The organism is Gilliamella sp. G0441, from assembly GCF_050589305.1.
GTDB lineage: Bacteria > Pseudomonadota > Gammaproteobacteria > Enterobacterales > Orbaceae > Gilliamella.
The window spans coordinates 218,644-235,651 of the sequence record NZ_JBNRJF010000002.1 but is presented as its reverse complement, the minus strand read 5'-3'; the positions used below and the strand labels follow the sequence as shown (position 1 = coordinate 235,651).

General features: G+C 35.4%; 18 protein-coding genes and 1 tRNA gene. 14 read left to right on the top strand and 5 right to left on the bottom strand.

Annotation, left to right across the window (positions count from 1 at the left end; all coding sequences use genetic code 11):
• Positions 1-217 precede the first annotated feature (217 nt).
• Positions 218-799, bottom strand: a complete 582-nt coding sequence (locus ACKJXD_RS03265) for an IMPACT family protein (RefSeq protein ID WP_430875514.1) — start codon at positions 797-799, stop codon at positions 218-220.
• 54 nt (positions 800-853) lie between these two features.
• On the opposite strand from ACKJXD_RS03265, the gene nfi reads away from it, so the two are divergent.
• Entirely contained in the window at positions 854-1,525 is a 672-nt protein-coding gene (gene nfi, locus ACKJXD_RS03260; RefSeq protein ID WP_430875513.1) for a deoxyribonuclease V, read from the top strand.
• The gene (locus tag ACKJXD_RS03255; protein ID WP_430875512.1) at positions 1,515-2,261 is read left to right on the top strand and encodes a tRNA1(Val) (adenine(37)-N6)-methyltransferase; all 747 of its coding nucleotides are present in this window, start codon (positions 1,515-1,517) and stop codon (positions 2,259-2,261) included. The genes nfi and ACKJXD_RS03255 overlap by 11 nt, the downstream gene beginning before the upstream one ends.
• A 13-nt stretch (positions 2,262-2,274) precedes the next feature.
• Here the strand turns inward: ACKJXD_RS03255 and ACKJXD_RS03250 are convergent, their stop codons facing one another.
• The 3 genes from ACKJXD_RS03250 to apt form a co-directional block, all read right to left on the bottom strand.
• Entirely contained in the window at positions 2,275-3,684 is a 1,410-nt protein-coding gene (locus tag ACKJXD_RS03250; protein ID WP_430875511.1) for a basic amino acid/polyamine antiporter, read from the bottom strand.
• A 45-nt stretch (positions 3,685-3,729) separates the two neighbouring features.
• On the bottom strand, positions 3,730-4,500 hold the full coding sequence (gene ddaH / locus ACKJXD_RS03245) for a dimethylargininase (protein WP_267359862.1): 771 nt from the start codon (positions 4,498-4,500) through the stop codon (positions 3,730-3,732).
• Positions 4,501-4,783: 283 nt separating this feature from the next.
• Positions 4,784-5,335 carry an adenine phosphoribosyltransferase gene (gene apt / locus ACKJXD_RS03240; RefSeq protein ID WP_220217113.1) on the bottom strand — a complete coding sequence of 184 codons (552 nt, stop codon included), beginning with the start codon at positions 5,333-5,335 and terminating at the stop codon, positions 4,784-4,786.
• 305 nt (positions 5,336-5,640) lie between these two features.
• Between apt and ACKJXD_RS03235 the strand changes: the two genes are divergently transcribed.
• The 12 genes from ACKJXD_RS03235 (at position 5,641) to yegQ (ending at position 15,702) form a co-directional block, all read left to right on the top strand.
• Positions 5,641-6,978, top strand: coding sequence for a vWA domain-containing protein (locus ACKJXD_RS03235; RefSeq protein WP_430875510.1), 1,338 nt, complete (start codon positions 5,641-5,643; stop codon positions 6,976-6,978).
• 7 nt (positions 6,979-6,985) lie between these two features.
• Positions 6,986-8,455 (top strand): sensor histidine kinase, encoded by a 1,470-nt coding sequence (locus ACKJXD_RS03230; protein ID WP_430875509.1) that lies wholly within the window; start codon positions 6,986-6,988, stop codon positions 8,453-8,455.
• Complete coding sequence (locus ACKJXD_RS03225) at positions 8,436-9,119, top strand: response regulator transcription factor (protein WP_430875508.1); 684 nt, start codon at positions 8,436-8,438, stop codon at positions 9,117-9,119. Before ACKJXD_RS03230 ends, ACKJXD_RS03225 begins: the two co-directional genes overlap by 20 nt.
• A 129-nt stretch (positions 9,120-9,248) precedes the next feature.
• Positions 9,249-9,854 carry a recombination mediator RecR gene (recR, locus tag ACKJXD_RS03220; RefSeq protein WP_220217117.1) on the top strand — a complete coding sequence of 202 codons (606 nt, stop codon included), beginning with the start codon at positions 9,249-9,251 and terminating at the stop codon, positions 9,852-9,854.
• A 123-nt stretch (positions 9,855-9,977) separates the two neighbouring features.
• Positions 9,978-10,796, top strand: coding sequence for a pyridoxal phosphatase (locus ACKJXD_RS03215; RefSeq protein WP_430875507.1), 819 nt, complete (start codon positions 9,978-9,980; stop codon positions 10,794-10,796).
• Positions 10,797-10,809: 13 nt separating this feature from the next.
• Complete coding sequence (truC, locus tag ACKJXD_RS03210) at positions 10,810-11,517, top strand: tRNA pseudouridine(65) synthase TruC (protein WP_430875506.1); 708 nt, start codon at positions 10,810-10,812, stop codon at positions 11,515-11,517.
• Positions 11,518-11,636: 119 nt separating this feature from the next.
• Positions 11,637-12,044: a DUF4878 domain-containing protein gene (locus tag ACKJXD_RS03205; RefSeq protein ID WP_220217120.1), complete on the top strand. Its 408-nt coding sequence runs from the start codon at positions 11,637-11,639 to the stop codon at positions 12,042-12,044.
• Positions 12,045-12,315: 271 nt separating this feature from the next.
• Positions 12,316-12,726, top strand: coding sequence for a DUF4878 domain-containing protein (locus ACKJXD_RS03200; protein WP_220217121.1), 411 nt, complete (start codon positions 12,316-12,318; stop codon positions 12,724-12,726).
• A gap of 239 nt (positions 12,727-12,965) precedes the next feature.
• On the top strand, positions 12,966-13,424 hold the full coding sequence (locus ACKJXD_RS03195; RefSeq protein WP_363317368.1) for a hypothetical protein: 459 nt from the start codon (positions 12,966-12,968) through the stop codon (positions 13,422-13,424).
• A 242-nt stretch (positions 13,425-13,666) separates the two neighbouring features.
• A tRNA-Cys gene (locus tag ACKJXD_RS03190) sits at positions 13,667-13,740 on the top strand.
• A gap of 140 nt (positions 13,741-13,880) precedes the next feature.
• On the top strand, positions 13,881-14,072 hold the full coding sequence (locus tag ACKJXD_RS03185; protein WP_220217123.1) for a hypothetical protein: 192 nt from the start codon (positions 13,881-13,883) through the stop codon (positions 14,070-14,072).
• A 286-nt stretch (positions 14,073-14,358) separates the two neighbouring features.
• Positions 14,359-15,702, top strand: coding sequence for a tRNA 5-hydroxyuridine modification protein YegQ (gene yegQ / locus ACKJXD_RS03180; RefSeq protein ID WP_430875505.1), 1,344 nt, complete (start codon positions 14,359-14,361; stop codon positions 15,700-15,702).
• 47 nt (positions 15,703-15,749) lie between these two features.
• Here the strand turns inward: yegQ and proA are convergent, their stop codons facing one another.
• Positions 15,750-17,003, bottom strand: a complete 1,254-nt coding sequence (gene proA, locus ACKJXD_RS03175) for a glutamate-5-semialdehyde dehydrogenase (RefSeq protein ID WP_430875504.1) — start codon at positions 17,001-17,003, stop codon at positions 15,750-15,752.
• Positions 17,004-17,008: the final 5 nt, after the last annotated feature.

The following is a 17,008-nucleotide window of genomic DNA, read 5'->3' as shown; positions in this document are numbered from 1 at the left end:
TGTTTCCTATATACACAGGGATAATCCAGCATAATAAATGAAAAACACATTCTATATTGCTTTATTTCTTGCTTGCTCAGAGTATAGAGTTATCGGTAGTGCTCAGTAATAACTTAAGAATTTCGTAGCAACCATTTTTTAATAAAAAAACTTTAGCAATATTAGAAAAAGAGTGACAGTTATGACTAGGTAAACATCCAACGCAAATTAATAGGATTTATACTGGTATTATCACTCTACCACGAGTAATATCACTGATGCTTTTTTGTAGTAAAAGCAATTTATCTTGCGTAATGGCAATATTGACGTTTACCCCAATGGCATCAAAATCTTGATTTTCAATTAGTGCATCCAGTTCTTTTAAGCGATTTTCAATAATTGGCCATTCATTATAATAGCAGTGAAATTGCAAAGGTATTCGGGCAATAAGTTCAATCAATTCTGCTTGTTGTAGACAATGACTTGCTGACCCACCATAGGCTCGTATCAAGCCTCCTGTGCCAAGTTTGATTCCGCCAAAATAACGAGTTACCACCACCACTACTTGATCACAATCTTGTCCTTCAATCGCTGATAGAATCGGACGCCCTGCGGTGCTGGTTGGTTCGCCATCATCATTAAATCGATACTGTTGACCAATTTTCCATGCCCAACAATTATGGGTTGCGTTAGGATCGCTAATTTGATCGATAAAATCCGTTGCTTGCTGGGCATTAATAACGGGCACCGCATTGACAATAAAGCGGCTTTTTTTAATTTCTTCTGTCAGTTCGGTCGGATTTGCTAATGTATATGGCATACTAATTCTGGTAAAATCATTTTATTGCCGTTAATAATACTCAGCAGAAAGAAAATGTCTATTAATTTAGAACAATTGAAACTAACCCAGCAGCAATTAGCTGAACAAGTAAACCTAACCGATGATTTTAATTCATCAATCACTTTAATTGGTGGTACCGACGTAGGCTTTGAAGATGAAGGTAATACCACCCGTGCTGCTATTGTGGTTTTAACGTATCCGGATTTTCATGTGATTGAATATCATGTTGCGCGATTGAAAACCGAGTTTCCTTATATCCCTGGTTATTTATCTTTTCGTGAGTATCCTGCTTTACTTTCTGCTTGGGAGCAGGTCGAACATAAACCTGATTTATTGTTGGTTGATGGTCAAGGCGTTGCGCATCCAAGGCGATTAGGTATTGCCAGTCATCTTGGTTTACTATTGGATATGCCAACCATTGGTGTCGCTAAAAAACGCCTTTGCGGTCATTATAATCCATTACCTAAAGTCGCCGGTCAAGTGACGCCACTCACCGATAAGCAGCAACAGATTGGTTGGGTATTACAAAGCAAAAATAATTGTAATCCGTTATTTATTTCATCGGGTCATCGTATCAGCCAAGATAGTGCGTTGAAATGGGTCAATTTATGTTTACGTGGTTATCGTTTGCCTGAACCTACACGCTGGGCGGATGCGGTGGCATCGAATAAACCGTTATTTAAAAAATTTATCCATGAAAAATAAATCACAATCGTTAAAAAAAGGGGGCTTTACGTTTAAACGCTTTTTTGTTGCGCATGACAAAAGTCCGATGAAAATCACCACTGATAGTTGTTTACTTGGGGCATGGGCTCCGATCTTGTCTTCAACTCATAAGGTGCTTGATATCGGTTGTGGTTGTGGCGTGATTGCGTTAATGCTTGCACAACGCCTTGAACATCAAGCTTGTCAGATTGATGCTATCGATATTGATTTACAAGCCGTTAACCAATGTCAACAAAATAGCCAACAAGCAGGCTTTACATCCATATCAACAATACAAGGGGATGTGAATCATTTTAATAGGGATGATGCCAATAGCTATGATTTGATTGTGACTAATCCGCCTTATTTTGAGTCGGCCGTGGATTGTCGAACGAACCAAAGGCAATTAGCCCGTTATACAGAAAGTTTAAACTACACACAGCTTATTGATTCAGTCAAACGATTATTAAAGCCAGACGGTCTGTTCTGTTTGGTGCTGCCTTATCATTTAGCAGATCAATTTAGGCAATTATGCGAATCAAATCATCTATTTTTACAACAGTTGTTGCAGGTGAAGTACACGGCAGATAAACAATTTTCTTTATCATTAATGGCGTTTGCTCCAAAGCCTAATGCGAATGTCATTGAACAACAACTGTGTATGCGTTGTGATGATGGGCAGTATTCGCCTGCTTTTAGAGCGCTATTAGCAGATTTTTATTTGTTCCAAAAATAGCGCCAAGGGTTAGTTAATCCAGTATGACATAAAAATGCATAACGGCAATAATGGCTAATATTATGATTGCGATTGCATAGATTTTGTCATGAACATAACTGAAGGCAGATAGGGATCGCTGCTTGCGTGCGTATAAATAAAATAGGAGTCCTATCGCATACAGTATCATTGATAATAATAGGTAAGACATCCCGCCAGCATAAATTAACCATACCCCATAAATCGATCCCGCAGCCCCAATAAAAATTAGGTAAGCTTTGCGAGATTTTATGGCTAATTTAAAGACGAATAGTGCTGATAATAAATAGGGTATCAGTACCATTGAAGTCGATAATTGGATTAAAGTGTTATAACCCGAATGGTAGAAATGTGCAAGCACAATCAATAGGCTGATCAAGCTTGATGTTAAGTATAATGCATTGGCAGGCGTGCCATTTTTATTTAATTTGCCAAAACAGCGTGCAACGGTATGATTATTGCCTTGTCCGGTTAAAAATAGCATTTCAGCGGCAAGCATTAACCAGGATAATAATCCACCACTAACCGAAACAATCAGCCCAATATTAATTAACGTTGCTCCCCAACTGCCAACTACATGCTCAATGACTAAAGCCATTGAAGGATTTTTCATTGCAGCCAGTTCTTGTTGAGGAACAATACCCAGCGACAAAACAGACACACAGATGAGCAATAAACTGGTAATCGCAAAACCAAAAAAAGTTGCCCGGCTTATGCTTAAAATGTTTTTGGCTCGTGAAGCATAAACAGTTGCGCTTTCGATACCTAAGTAAACCCAAACGGTATAAAGCATAGTATGCTTTATTTGATCCACGATTGAGCCAAGTTGTGGCGTTCCCCAAAAGTCAATTTTGAATGTTGAAACCTTGAAAGCAAGAATAATGCAGACAATAAACAGACCAATCGGAATAATTTTTGCTAATGTGACTAAGCAATTTAATAAGAAAGCATGATAAATCCCTTTTAGAACAAGGGCATTAACCAGCCATAAAAAGATGAGTCCGGCGATGACTGCTGGCAAGGTGGTGCCATTACCAAAATAACTAAAACAATCAAATGATCCTAATGCGCTAAATAAGATAACTAAATAACTGGCACACGACATCCATGCAGATATCCAGTATCCCCAAGCTGCGTTGAATCCTATATAATCACCAAAGCCTTCACGGACATAACCATATAAACCATCATTAATCTTATAAAAACGAATCGAAAGATACTGAAATATCCGTGTCAGCATTAACATGCCAAAAAGCGTTATGATCCACGCAATTAAAATAGCGCCGGCACCAGACGCTTCAGCCATGTTTTGCGGTAAACTAAAAATACCACTTCCAACAATACTGCCAACCACAAGTAAGGTTAAAGGGAGTATGCCTAGTTTTGTACGGGTAGGTGTATTCATAATTTTGTCTTATTTTATGTTTTATTCGGCTTTGGCAGCGTTTAATTAAAATCGTAATGACATGCAGCTAACACCACCATCGACTTTGCGATATTCTGATGTATCCACCTCAATGACTTGATAACCTAAAGCTTCGATCTTAGCTTTAGTGATTGGGTAACCAGCAGGCATGATGACCCGATCATTAACCCAAATACAGTTAGCGGCATAGCTTTCTTGTTCAGGAATTTCAATAATGTTCAGATGTTGAAATTCGGGTTTGGTAATAAATTCGCCGGCTGCTAATAAATTGTTGTTTTCCAGATAAGCCAATCCTGTTTTTAGGTGTAGAACTTTTTCAAGCGTGACCACCGAACCGGTTAAGCCATATTTTTGTAATATAGCAATCATTTGATTAGCACCTTCTTGATTAGTACGTGCCGATAATCCGATATAATAGTGATCTTCCACCATCATAATATCACCGGCTTCAACCGTGCCCGGAGCCGTAATCTTTTCGACTTTATTTGGGTAAAATCGTTCAATGGTATCGATGATGATTTCAGTCTCGTTACGTCTACTTTCTGCCCCTGGTCTGGTGATAATGGCACAGTGTGGCGTACACAGTGCAACATCTTCAACAAAGACCGAGTCAGGAAAGCGTTCATCGGCGGGTAATAGGGTGATATCAACATCACATTGCTGTAAGGCTCGGATATAGTTATTGTGTTGGTCTAAGGCTTTTTGATAATCAGGCTTGCCTAAATTTGCTGAAGTTAATCCATGAATCAGGGATTTGGCAGGCGTTCTGGCAATGATATGGCTAAATTTTTTCATGTTTGATTTATTTCCTATTTAATAATTATGCGGTATTTTTGAATAATAATTCACATTAAAATGTAAATCAAGCATTAAGTTGATTTTTTATTCACTTTTTAATGAGCGACTTTTTTAGGCGTGTGGTTGATTTAAATTGAATATTATTGCGTAGCGTCAGTTGTGGTAGTTGGCGATCAGTATTGAATAAAAATGAAGTTGATATACAACATGGACAAAAAGTGAAGGGAGGAGTTAGCTCGTAGCATGAGTAGGGCGACAACATCGCCCCAGTAGACTAAGATTATTCACCAGCAAAATCAACGAGGGTAAAACAGTTGATACCCAGATCGGTTAATTTTGTTTTACCATGCAGATCAGGTAAATTAATAACAAATGCGGCATCTTCTGCTATACCACCTGCTTTTTGAATTAATTTAGCGGTTGCAGCAACCGTTCCACCTGTTGCAAGTAAATCATCAATAATCAGTACTCGTTCATTTGGTTTAATTGCATCTGAATGGATTTCAAGTGTATCGGTTCCGTATTCAAGTTGATACTCTTCTTTAAATACGTGACGTGGTAACTTATTGGGTTTTCGAACTGGCACAAAACCAACGCCTAACGCTAATGCAATTGGTGCTGCAAAAATAAAACCACGCGCTTCAGTACCGACAACTTTATCGATTTTTTTATCTCGATAGTGATCGATTAACAATTCGACCGAAGTTCTAAATGCGACAGGATCTTCAAGCAGACTGGTAATATCACGAAATAAAATTCCTTGCTTAGGATAGTCTGGAATGGTGATAATGCTGTTTTTGATAAGCGCAAGTTTTTCTTGTAACTGAGTCATATTAAATGTTCTCTAAATATTCTCTTTTTAAGAATGGCTAATTTTGTATTATATACCTTCGTTCTTTGTGCTTGCAATAAACAAACCGTAACAATGCAGTAAAATCGGTCGATTGTTCATCATTTGATTGATATATATTGCAAGTGGGGATGAGATGATCTGTTTTTTATAAAAGAAAATTTTATTGGCGTTTTCCTGTTCTAAAATGGTATTTTTTACAACTTTTTACAATTAAATACAACTATCTGACAGTTTGAATGATCAAATCAATATAATGACATAAACTTTTTATATAAGGAAAAACAATGAAATTAATTAAAACAGTCCTATTAGCAGGGCTTTCAATATTAAGTTTATGCAGTCATGCACAAGTCAATAAGCAAATTGAAATTCGCTCGGAACTTGCATCGCCAATTGTTATGCAAAATACCCAAGAGAAAAATTATTTAAAAATTTCGTTAACCGGCCATGAATTTGATTCTGCAAAACGGGTTCCCATTAATTTGGCAATAGTAATTGATCGCTCAGGCTCGATGTCAGGTGATCGTATTGTTAAAGCAAAAGAGGCGGCTATCTTTGCCATTAACATGCTTAATGAGAATGACACTTTATCTGTCGTTGCTTATGATAATGATGCAAAGGTAATTATTCCTTCTACCAAAGTTAACAATAAACAAAAATTGATTAATTTAATAAAAGAAAATATTGTTGCAGGTGGTGGCACAGCGTTATTTGCCGGATTAAGTAAAGGTATCTATCAAGTTGAAAAACAGTTGTCTAAAGATAATGTGAATCGCATTATTTTATTATCGGACGGGCAGGCGAATATTGGTCCGACATCCGTTCAAGAACTTTCTGAACTTGCCATTATTGCCGCCAAAAAGAATATTTCTGTCAGTACTTTTGGTATCGGTGAGGATTATAATGAATTATTGATGTCATCAATTGCCAGTTATAGTGATGGTAATCATGTATTTGTTAATGATTCTTTAGATCTTGAAAATGTATTTGTTCGTGAGTTCAAGGATGTAATGTCGACGGTTGCCCAACATGTTAAGATCAATATCTATTTAAAAGATGGGGTAAAACCGGTTCGTTTATTAGGTAGAGACGGCATAATCAAAGGTAATCAAGTAACGGTAACAATGAATCAAATTTATTCTAATCAAGAAAAGTATATTTTGTTAGAGGTCGAGCAACCACAAGGTAAAGTAGGCGAAGAAAAAACATTAGCGGAAATTGATTTAGTGTATGATGATTTGTTAGATAAGAAAACTCAAAAAGAAAGACAATCAGTAAAACTTGCTTATACCGATAATCTGGAAGCCGTAAAAAAAGCCTTGCGCCAAGATGTCGTTACTGAGATTGAAATACAAGAAGTGAATGAAAATAGCGTTAAAGCATTAGAATTCTATAATAAAGGCGATCGAAAAGCTGCGCAGAAAATTCTAGAGGATAACAGTAAAAGACTTGAAGCAGTTGCAAATATGTATCCAGAATATGCGGATAGAGTGCTAGATGATATAAAATGGAATGAAAAAATGGCAGCAGATGCAGTTAATGAAAGAGGGAATAGCAAAGCTTATCGTAAAGGAATGACCGAAAAGCAACAAAATACTAAACTGGGTGTAATTAAAAAATAAGGAAAGTATGAAAAAATTAGCAGCGATTCTCTCTTGTATAATATTTGTAATGGCACTTAGCTATCTTGGTTGGCGTAGTATTGAACATGAAGTTTTAATGCGTCAACATCAGCAAAGATCGTTAGCACAAAGCCGATTGGAGAATATAAAATCATCGATTGAATCGCTGTTAAATCAGCGTTCCGTTTATTTGATTAGCTTAATTCAACTTTTGGAAAAGGGCGCCGGTACGTTTGATAATCTGTTACAATCGCAATCAGATATTAAAAATGCTTTCGAAATTCGCCATAATAACATTGTTTATATCAGTAATAGTAACGATCTGCAATGGGTTAAATTTGTTGAGTCGATTAAGTATGATAATGCAATTTTAATCCCCCCCAATTCGTCGAATGAATTATCTCTGCCAACCTCGGGTTGGTATCAGTCTTATGATCATCTGATTTTTTGGTCTAAAAAGGGTAATATTATCAAGGGATTTGAGCTATCAACGATTAAATTTGCGTTAGATATTATTCGGTTATTTGAAGATCAATCTATCGATGATAATTTCAGTCTCTATGAGGGTTCAAAACAAATCTATGTTCATGGTCACTCTACAATCAATGACATTAATGTGATGCTTGACTATCCACTACAGAATTGGCAATTAACTTATTATTATTCATCACCAAACTTTGTTACCTTTTATTGGTTAGGTGGTGGAATATTATTTTTGTTTATTGTGTTAGTTATTGGTATCGTTTGTTATGTTTATCGAGAATATACACGAGCGATTCGTTTAGCTAAACAACAAGTTAGCTTTGTTGGTCAAGTTTCACATGAGTTTAAAACGCCATTAACTAATATCACACTTTATTCAGAAATGTTAAAAGAACAGTTAACCGATGAACCTTTCCCTGTACCTGAATATTTGGATGTGATCACCAGTGAAAGTCAGCGATTAACTCGCTTAGTGCAAAATGTACTTAATTTAAGTAAGCCAGCTAAACAGAATTTTAAAGCCGTTAATTTAACGTTGCTCATTGAGCGAGTTTATCAAACTTTCAATCCCGTTCTTAAAACAAAATCTTTACAACTAAATTTGATTTTAAATTCGAATAAAAATCACACTATTTTTACCGATGAAGATAGTGTGATGCAAATCATAAGTAATTTTTTAAGCAATGCAGAAAAATACGCTGTAGATGGCAAAAAAGTTGATTTATCACTGACGACCCAAAATAATCAGACTATTATCACCGTGCGGGATTATGGTCGTGGTATTCCTAAGCATCTACTAAAGAAAATATTTAAACCCTTTTATCGGATAAATTCATCCATTACCGAAGGCGTTTCGGGAACAGGAATTGGGCTTACTATTGCCAACCAATTAGCGCAGCAATTGCAGGGTACTATCAAGGTAACCAATGAAAATCCGGGTACTGCGTTTTCATTAATTTTAACGGAGCATGTGCATGAAGATTTTAATCGCTGAGGATGATCATAACATTCGTAAAGGAATGTCGGATCTTTTACAACAAGAAGGTTATACCATTCTTCAAGCTGAAAATGGGAAAACTGCGCTTAAATTGTTTAAACATGATAAACCTGATTTTATCATTTTAGATATTATGATGCCCGAAATGGATGGGTATTGTGTTTGTCGTGAGATTCGAAAATTAGATGATGATATACCGATTCTTTTTTTATCGGCTAAAGATGAAGAAATCGATCGCGTTATAGGTTTAGAGCTTGGCGCTGATGACTATATGAGTAAGCCTTTTGGCATTCATGAACTACGAGCAAGAATCAAAGCCATCGCTAAACGCTATTTAAAATCAAAACATGCTAACCAAATAAACGATGAATTTTTTTATTTTGGTGATTTAACCATTTATCCAATCGAGTTATGTGCAAAACGTAATCAACAAGTAATTGAGCTTTCACTTCGAGAAATCAAAATTATATCGTGCCTGTATCAACATCAAAATCAAGTTGTGACAAGGGACATGCTTTTTGATTATGTATGGGGATATGATTATTCACCAAATAGTCGAACACTTGATCAGCATATCTCTAAATTACGTAAACAAATTGAACTCGATCCATTGAATCCTGTTTTAATTAAAACCATTCATGGCGTCGGTTATCGACATTAAAATCGGGTGATTTATTAAATCGTTTTGCCTGAATTGAAATTTAAAAGCGATGTAATTGTTGTTTTATCAAAGCTTGAAAAGAGGTATTATTAACGCTAAATGTATTTATTGTGATAACTAAACGAATTTATGCAAATTAGCCCATTATTAGAATCACTCATGGAAGCATTACGTTGCTTACCTGGCGTTGGTCCCAAATCTGCACAACGGATGGCTTTCCATTTATTACAGCGTAATCGACAAGGCGGTATTAAATTGGCTCATGTACTTCATGAAGCGATGATTAATATCGGTCATTGCCAAGAGTGCCGAACTTTTACGGAACAATCCATTTGTACCATTTGTGCCAATGCTCGTCGTCAAAGTAGCGGTCAACTCTGTGTTGTTGAAACCCCAGCAGATATTGTTGCTATTGAACAAACAGGTCAATACAGCGGTCGTTATTTTGTATTGTTAGGTCATCTTTCTCCTTTAGATGGTATTGGTCCAAGTGATATTGGTCTTGATCTATTAAAGCACAAACTATCTTCAGAAACGATCAGTGAGGTTATTTTAGCGACGAACCCAACAGTTGAAGGGGATGCAACCGCCAACTATATTGCTCAAATGTGTGCAGAGTTTGATGTAACGGCAACCCGTATCGCTCATGGCGTGCCAGTTGGTGGAGAACTTGAAATGGTAGACGGTACAACGTTATCGCACTCGTTTGTTGGTCGTCAAAAAATTGAATGGTAAATCGGTTGTAGATAAAGCATTAGTGTTTGCTAATTAGTTACCAAATCATTCGTTAAATTAGCCAAAATCGAATGATGTAAAAGGGTGTAAGAATCGTTATTTGAAGATAGAAAGAGGAATAAAATGAAGTATAAAGCCGTTGCCTTTGATATGGATGGTACTTTACTTGCCAGTAATCGTCTAATTTTACCTGAGACAGTTTCGATGATTGAAAAAATCAGTGCCAAAGGTGTTAAAGTTATTTTAGTTTCTGGTCGTCACCATTCTGTTATTTATCCGTATTATTATCAACTTAAATTATCAACACCTGCTATTTGTTGTAATGGATCTTACCTGTATGATTTTGAAAAACAGCAATCATTTGCTGGTAAACCCATGACAAAAGAGCAAGCAAAAACATTGCTTAATTTGGTCAATCAATATGGTATTCATACGCTTATTTACACTGACCAAATGATGACTTATGAAGTGCTCGATGATCATTTAGAAGGTTTTTTTAAATGGGTAAATTCGTTGCCTTCATTTTTACAACCTGAGATTAAAAAAGTAGATAGCTTTGATAAGGTAATTGACGAAGCAGGAGCGGTTTACAAATTTGCCACAAGTAGTCATGATCTGCCTGCATTACGACAATTTTCGGATGCTGTTGAAGCACTTAATCAATTTTCGTGCGAATGGTCTTGGTCGAATCGCGCTGATGTCGCCGTGAAGGGCAATACTAAAGGAAATGGATTAATGCATTGGGCTAAACACGAAAATATCGATCTTAGTGAAATAGTCGCATTTGGTGATAGCTATAATGATATTTCAATGTTGACGTTGGCGGGGATGGGTATTGCGATGGGCAACGCAGATGATGAAGTGAAAGCCAAAGCCGACCATGTTATTGGTGACAATAACAGTACCAGTATTGCGAGTGAACTTGAAAAACTGTTTTTATAGTATTTGTTAAATAATGTTCGAAATTCTTTATCAAGATGATGCTTTAATTGCGATTAACAAGCCATCCGGTTGGCTTGTGCATCGCAGTTGGTTAGATAAACATGAAACAACGGTCGTCATGCAAACTTTGCGAGATCAGATTGGGCAACATGTGTTTCCTATTCATCGCTTGGATCGTCCTACATCTGGGGTATTATTGTTTGCTTTATCTAGTGAAACCGCTCGCTTAATGTCACAACAGTTTGCAACTAAACAGATTGAAAAAACGTATCATGCGATTGTTCGGGGTTATGTTGAAGGTGAGGCGATAATTGATTATCCATTAGTTGAAGAGCTGGATAAAATTGCCGATAAGTTCTCGACACCGAATAAACCCGCACAAGATGCAATTACTTTTTATCGGAGCATCAGTAAGATTGAAGTACCGATTAAAGTTGGTAAATTTGATACAGCAAGATTTAGTTTTGTGGAATTAACCCCCCAAACCGGTCGAAAACATCAATTACGCCGCCACATGAAACATATATTTCATCCTATTTTAGGTGATAGTAAACATGGCGATCTTCATCAAAATCGAGCTTTTACTGCTTATTTTGGTATTAAAAGACTGATGTTACATGCAAGTTCACTAAATATTATTCACCCTCTAAATCATTCACCAATAACCATAAAAGCTGAGTTGGATCACAATTGGCAAAGTATTTTGGAAAATTTTAATTAAACGCTTAAATTTCTTTATTAAATATAAATTAGTTATTATTATTTATAATGCTTTAATTGATAATTTAAAGTAGAGTAAATTACAACGTTTATTGATCAATTTAAATAGGAAAACTAATAATGAAAATAGCCTCTAAGATAATTGGATTGTTTTTATTTGCATTCGTGCTTATCGCTTGTTCAACAGCTGAAAGTACACCAGAAAAATTAGCGGAAACATATGTAAAGGCTATGTTTGATGGTGATGCAGATAAAGTTTATAAATTACTATACATTCAAAAGAATGATGACAATTCAGAAACAAAAACCTTTATTAAAGGTAAACTCTCCCAGATGATAGCGAAGACAGCAGAACAAGCAAAAAAACATGGCGGTTTTGATAAAACTGAAATATTAAATGTCAATTACCGAAACGAAGCGAAAGATGCTGCTATAGTTATCACATCTATCATTTTTAAAGATGGTACAAAAAAGGAAGAAAGAATAAAGGTTATTAAAATTGATGACAAATGGTTACTTAATTTTTAATTAAATCTTTTCAAAATTAAAATGTCATTTTAGTTTTGATAAAACAGTTTCAATTTAATAACTTTCAATATAGAGTTCTTCAAACAAAGGGTAAGAAAAGTTACCCTTATTTTAAATAAAATATTTTTATTTAAACCAAATAATAAGCGGATCATTCTAAAAAAGCTACTTTAAAAAAAAATGATTAAATAGTATTATTTTCATGCCTTTTCTTAATTTATAAATATAGGGAAAAGCCAATTAACTATAATCAAAAAAGGGTAAAGAAAAAATGAAATTAGCATTAAAATATTTAAGTATTTTTTTATTAGCTATTATTGTTACAGCATGTTCTTCCGATAATAAACCTGAATTGGTCGCTCAAGAATTTGTAAAAGCTGGTTATGATGGCGATTTAGATAAACTTTTAAAGTTACTGTACATCGATGAAAAACAAAAATTCGATGAAATTGACACTAAAGAGTTAATGAAAAGCAAATTTAAAGAGGTTATTAAAGAAGCTCAAGCTATTTCTAAATTACATGGTGGTCTAGATAAAATTGAAAATTCATCAGTAAATTATAAAAGTAATAAAACTGAAGCAGATGTTGAATCAGTTATTCTTTTTAAAGACGGATTTAAAGCTGATTCTAAATTATCTTTAATTAAGATCAATGATGACTGGCTTATCAATTTTTACTAAGTATTTAGAAAGTTCTCATCAGCTAAAAAGGGTAAATGTAACAATAATACCCTTTTTAATTAACACATTAGTTAAATTTAAATATGCTATCTAGTCGCTATCTTTTTATTGTTCTTTTTTTGGGGATTTCATCTGTTTTTGCCAATCCGCCCAGCAATGTTTTTGATAAAACTTTCGACTATCGTTCGAAAATAAGAGTGGGAGATTGGATTTTTAGAAAAGGGGTGAATATTGATAGTATGATCATTAATCAATTAGGGGGCGGAGAATTTTCCCATATTGGTATGGTCATTTCGGTTGAGGATGAAATTAAAATAATTCATGCGACAACAGATGATGATGGAAATAACATAAATCAAGTTATTATATCAACGCTAGCAGAATTTATAACGCCAGAACTTGCACAAAAATATGCAATAGCAAGACCTAATTTTATTTCAGATACACAATTTGAGCAAATTATTGCTGAACTAGTTAGCAAACAAGGCGCACCATTTATTTTAGCGCCTCGTGATAAAGAACATTTATACTGTACGACTTTCCTTTATGACGCTATTATTAAATTTCAACCTAATTTTAAAGTCGAATGGAAATATGCAAATTTCCCATTACTTAACGGTGTTTATCTTTTTCCAAGCGCATTTGCTAATCACGAAAATATTTCGTGGATCTACCGATATCCAGAAGAAAATCAATAAAAAAGTACTTGTTTAATCTTTGTATTAAATAGGAACTTATATATTATGTCTTCAAATTTTAAATCATGCTCAATGATTAACCTAACTGAATTGTCAATTCATGTCTATTTTGTGTCAGGATAAGTGCGAAAAATGACTAATTATGTTATAAGATAAATGATTGCTGTAATTATAATCTAATTGATCTTGACGTATAAACATGCCAATGCTAATATTTGCCACCTATTCAGTTAGACCTCAACGGCGCGTTGGCAGAGTGGCCATGCTGCGGATTGCAAATCCGTCTACCTCAGTTCGATTCTGGGACGCGCCTCCATTAAATTCCTAAAAAACCCATATCCCTTTCAAACTTAATCTTACGTTATTTTATTAAATTTTATTTTAAACTAATTGCTATATTGTTTAAAAAAGAGTACAAATAATAGTCAATTATAGGTATTCTTTAGTTGACTAACTATGAGCTACTTTAATTATCATGCAAAAGCAAAAAAATTAATCAAAGATGGTTTTCTTCTTGGCTATGAGTTTGTAGATAATTGGAATGGAATTAAACCCGCTTTGGTGTTGTATTTTGTGAACGAGAAGCCTATGCCAATCAGAGAGTATCGCTGGGAAGAGTATTTCCCCCTTATTGATAAAGAAATCTAAAACGGTTAGTGGTTAGCTAGATAGCTATCCATTCACTGTTAAATGATTGGTAACATAATAATTACATTTGGTTGGAAAATTTAATAATTGCGTATTTAAATAATCAGCTATGAATTTAATCGTATTTTTAATGAAATTCCCTTTTAAATTCTATCAAGTTAGGATTTGTTAAGTTCATCTTTAAATAAATTTGCCAAGCTCTAGCCTAAAGCGTAAAATGCCCACCTATTTTTGCTTAACCTATTACTGCTGAGTAATACTGACTTGAAATCAGAGGCATTTTTTAATGACAAATTTATACCCAAAACCTGAGTTACTTTCGCCTGCCGGTTCTCTTAAAAATATGCGTTATGCGTTTGCTTATGGTGCAGATGCTGTTTATGCCGGTCAACCTCGTTATAGTTTGCGTGTTCGCAATAATGAATTTAATCATGAAAACTTAGCTATCGGGATTAACGAAGCCCACGCACAGGGTAAAAAGTTTTATGTGGTTGTGAATATTGCACCACATAATTCAAAACTCAAAACGTTTATTCGTGATCTTGAACCCATTGTTAATATGAAACCCGATGCCTTTATTATGTCTGATCCGGGTTTAATTATGCTTGTTCGTGAGCATTTTCCAGAAATGGAGATTCACTTATCGGTGCAATCCAATGCTGTGAACTGGGCAACGGTCAAATTTTGGCACAAAATGGGATTAACACGTGTTGTGTTATCTCGAGAGCTGTCTCTTGATGAGATTGCCGAAATACGTGAAAAAGTTCCTGAGATGGAATTAGAAGTGTTTATCCATGGTGCACTTTGTATGGCGTATTCTGGGCGTTGTCTGTTATCTGGTTATATTAATAAACGTGATTCTAACCAAGGTACATGTACTAACGCATGCCGTTGGGAATACAAAGTTGCCGAAGGAAAAGAAGATGAAGTAGGACAGATCGTTCATAAATGTGAACCCATACCGGTACAACAAGTTGAACCTACACTTGGTATAGGTCAAACAACAAATAAACTATTTATGTTAGAAGAATCAGGTCGACCGGGTGAATATATGCAAGCATTCGAAGATGAGCATGGAACTTATATCATGAATTCTAAGGATTTAAGAGCGGTAGAACTAGTAGAAGATTTGACTAAAATAGGTGTCCACTCGTTGAAAATTGAGGGGCGTACCAAGTCATTTTATTACTGTGCAAGAACGGCACAAGTGTATCGTCAAGCGATAGATGCTGCAAGTGAAGGTAAGCCATTTGATCCTCGTTTGTTGGCTGAACTCGATTCTTTAGCGCATCGCGGTTATACCGAAGGCTTTTTGCGTCGTCATAAGCATGAAGATATGCAAAATTATGTTCACAGTCATTCTGTATCCGACAGACAACAGTTTGTGGGGGAATTTAGTGGTGAACGTCTAAATGGTTTAGCAGAAATTATTGTTAAGAATAAGTTCTCAGTGGGTGATAGTGTTGAGATGATGACACCAAAAGGTAACATGACTTTTACTATTGAACGTATGGAGAATAAAAAAGGGCAACCAGTACCTGCGGGATTAGGTGATGGGCATATTGTTTATATCCCTATCCCAGAAGAAATCGACTTAAATTATGCACTATTAATGCGTAATTTTGACTAAATATTGAAGTATCAACTGTCAGGTGTTACTGAACAGTTGATACAGATTTATTGACGAATTAAATCATCCCCAATACCTATCCACTTATAGGTTGTTAATGCTTCAAGTCCCATAGGGCCTCTGGCATGTAATTTTTGAGTACTTACTGCTACTTCAGCGCCTAAGCCAAATTGTCCACCGTCGGTAAAACGTGTCGAGGCGTTGACATAAACCGCAGCTGCATCGACTTGATTAACAAATTGTTCAGCATTAGTTAAGTTACGGGTTAAGATTGATTCTGAATGACCACTTCCATATTCTCGTATATGTTCTATTGCATTTTCGAGGGAATCGACGATAACAACATTAAGGTCTTTTGATAGCCATTCTTGACGTAACTCTTCATCTTTTATCGGAAATACATGAGCTTTATTTGAGTTTAACATTTCAATTGTGCGCTTATCTGCATGTAAGGTAACCTCATTATCTGTCATTATTTGACTGAATATCGGCATGAACATTGGCGCAATTTTATGATGAACTAATAATGTTTCCAGCGTATTACAAGTACTAGGCCGCTGTGTTTTGGCATTAATAATAATGGCTAAAGCTTTATCAAAATCAGCACTTTCATCAACAAAAATATGACAAACACCAATTCCACCTGTAATGACAGGGATAGTAGATTGCTCACGGCATAACTGATGGAGTGCCACGCCACCTCTTGGAATAATCATATCAATGTACTTATCGAGTTTAAGTAATTCGTGAATATATTTTCGTTCAGGATTGTCAATATATTGTATGGCAGTTTGTGGTAATCCAACTTGTGATAAAGCTTGTTGAATAACGGAAATAATCGCCATATTAGTCTTGAGCGTTTCTTTGCCTCCTCTGAGTATCGCCGCATTGCCTGTTTTTAAGCAAAGCGAAGCGATATCTATGGTTACATTTGGACGAGCTTCATATATTACACCAATTACACCTAATGGCACTCTGTGACGTTGTAACTTTAAACCACTGTCTAACGTTGACCCATCAATAATTTCACCTATAGGATCCTTCAATGTGATAACTTTACGAACATCATTGGCAATCGATGATAATCGTTCAGGGGTTAGCAGTAGTCGATCAACGATGGCATCACTTAAGCCTTGTTCTTTTGCTAATTTTATATCGTGTGCATTAGCTGTTAGAATCAGGGTACTTTGTGCTTCTAATAAATCGGCAATGACCGTAAGTACTTTATTTTTTGTAGCAGTAGGGCATTGTGCTAATTGGTATGCAGCTTGTTTTGCTGATTTTCCGATTTTATTTAACATTCATT